The organism is Alcanivorax sp. (assembly GCF_014762765.1).
In the GTDB taxonomy this organism is placed as follows: Bacteria; Pseudomonadota; Gammaproteobacteria; order Pseudomonadales; family Alcanivoracaceae; genus Alcanivorax.
On sequence record NZ_JABURH010000025.1, the window covers coordinates 1 to 2878 of the forward strand.

1 protein-coding gene is annotated in these 2878 nt (G+C 63.5%); it reads left to right on the forward strand.

The window, feature by feature from the left end:
* Positions 1–296: 296 nt before the first annotated feature.
* A partial coding sequence (gene ppc / locus HUJ17_RS00920; protein ID WP_290508940.1) for a phosphoenolpyruvate carboxylase occupies positions 297–2878 on the forward strand: 2582 nt, incomplete at its 3' end.

Genomic DNA, 2878 nt, shown 5'->3' on the forward strand with positions numbered 1-2878 from the left:
GCAAAGAAGAAGCTGTCCGCGTGATGGAAATAAATCACGGCCAGGGCGGCAAACAGGGCCCGGGCCAGGTACTGCATGATCACCACACCCTGATCCGAGGTGATACGGCTGGAAGTCGTCATGATTCATCGATCCCCGGTAACTGAGCCGCCTATGTTGCGTCAGGGCCCTCCGGGAATAAAGATGTGATGCACGCTAATCTTGTTAAAAATGCGTTTTTTTGCGGTTGTCATGGCCAAGGCGAATGTGCTCAGGCATAAAAGGCGATACCGTTCGGCAGTTATGAAGGAGCCACAGTGGATAACAGTGTCAATACGCCCCTGAGAGATGATGTGCGTTTATTGGGGGACTTGCTGGGCCAGTGTCTGCGTCAGCAAGCCGGTGACGATCTCTACCAGACCATCGAAACCATCCGCAAAGCCTCGGTCACTACCCGTGGCGAGCAAGGTGCAGCATTGTCTTCCCTGCGCGATCTGCTCTCCCCCCTGGATGACGCCACCCTGCTGGAAGTGGCCCGGGCCTTCAGCCAGTTTCTCAATCTGAGCAACATTGCCGAACAGCATCACCGTGAACGCCTGCACCGTCAGCACCAGCGTTACCCCGGGGATCCCGGTGGTGATCAGGGTCTCGCCAATGTGCTGCAGCGCCTGCAACAGGAGCAGATAAGCGCTGATGTGATCGACGGCACCCTGCAAGACCTGTCCGTGGAGCTGGTGCTCACTGCCCACCCTACTGAAGTGACCCGCCGAACCCTGATCCGCAAATACGACCAGATGGCGGACCTGCTCGGTGAGCTGGACCGGCCGGATCTGACCGATGACGAGCTGGCCTTTCGTCGCGAGAAGCTCTACCGCTTGATCCTCGCCGCCTGGAGCACCGATGAGATTCGCCGTGAACGGCCCACCCCGGTGGACGAGGCCAAATGGGGTTTCGCCACCATTGAGCAATCCCTGTGGCAGGCGGTCCCGGAAATGGTGCGGCAACTGGAGCGGGAGCTGGCGGAGCAGGACCTGCCTCAGCCGCCGGCGGACTGGGCGCCGGTGAAGCTGGCCTCGTGGATGGGGGGTGACCGGGACGGTAATCCCAATGTGACCGCGCCGGTAACCCGGGAAGTGCTGCTGCTGGCCCGCTGGATGGCCGCAGACCTGTACCTGCGCGATGTGGAAAACCTGCTGGCAGACCTGTCCATGGAAGCGGCCAGCGAGGAATTGCTGGGCGAAACCGGCCCTAGCCACGAGCCCTATCGCGTGATTCTGCGCCAGGTGCGGCAGCGGTTGAAGCTGACCCGCCGACAGATGGAAGCGCGGGTAGAAAACCTGCCGGTGCCGGAAGGTGAGGGCTTCCTGCAGCGCGAAGAGCTGCTGGCTCCCCTGCAACTGATCGACCGCTCCCTGCGTGCAGTCGGGCTGGGCGATATCGCCGACGGCGACCTGAAAAACACCCTGCGCCGGCTCAACTGCTTCGGTATTACCTTGCTCTGTCTGGATATTCGCCAGGAATCCACCCGTCATCGTGATGCGGTGGATGCGGTGACCCGCTATCTGGAGCTGGGCAGCTACGCGGACTGGCCGGAGGAGCGCAAGCAGGCTTTCCTGGTTGAGGAGCTGCAGGCCCGTCGCCCGTTGATTGATGACGGTTTTTACCGCAGTGAGGAATGCAGCGACGAGGTGGCAGAAGTGCTGGCCACCTGCCGGGTGATTGCCGAGCAGGGCAGTGAAGGGCTGGGCGCCTATGTGATCTCCATGGCCCGGGCCCCCTCGGATGTGCTGGCGGTGATGCTGCTGCAGAAAATCGCCGGGGTCAGCGAGCCCATGCGCGTGGTGCCGTTGTTTGAAACCCTGGATGACCTGGACAACGCCGAGGACACCATGTCGGCCCTGTTGGCGGTGCCGTTCTATCGGCAGCGAGTGGCCGGGGGCCAGGAAGTGATGATCGGCTATTCCGACTCCGCCAAGGATGCCGGCTTTCTCGGCGCCGCCTGGGCCCAGTACCGCTCCCAGGAAAAGCTCACCGCCCTGTTTGCCGAGCACCAGATTCCACTGACCCTGTTCCATGGCCGGGGTGGTTCCATTTCCCGGGGAGGCTCGCCCACCCGCATGGCGTTGCTGTCCCAGCCGCCGGGCTCCGTGGCCGGGCGCATTCGTGTCACCGAACAGGGGGAAGTGATCCGCTTCAAATACGGTCGCCCGGCGGTGGCCGTGTTCAACCTGGCGCAATATGTGGCCGCCACCCTGGAAGCCACCCTGTTGCCCCCCCGGGCGGCGAAACCGCAATGGCGGGAACAGATGCAGACGCTCACCGACGTCTCCGTGGCCGGCTACCGCAGCGTGGTCCAGGAGGAGCCGGAGCTGGTGCGTTATTTGCGCACGGTTACCCCGGAGACCGAGCTGTCCCGGCTGGCCCTGGGCAGCCGCCCGGCGCGGCGAAAAAAGGATGCCGGCATCAGCTCCCTGCGTGCCATCCCCTGGGTGTTCGCCTGGACCCAGATCCGTTTGATGTTGCCTGCCTGGCTGGGCACCGGGGCGGCGCTGGAGGCGGCTCAGGCAGATCCGGACCAGAGTGGCACGGTGCAGGAGATGGTAGCGCAGTGGCCTTTCTTTCAGGGCGTGGTAGACATGCTGGAGATGGTGCTGGCCAAGGCTGATCTGCGCGTGGCCGCCTGGTATGAGCAGCGCCTGGCAGGGGACGACGCGGATCTTGCCCGCCTGGGAGAGGTGTTACGCGAGCGGCTCACCGGCACGGTGAATGCCTTGTCTGCGCTCACCGGCCGCGAAGACTTGCTGGACAACAACCCGGTGATGCGCTGGTCCATCCGTGTCCGCGACCCTTACACGGACCCCCTGCACCTTCTCCAGGCAGAACTGATGGCCCGCCTGCG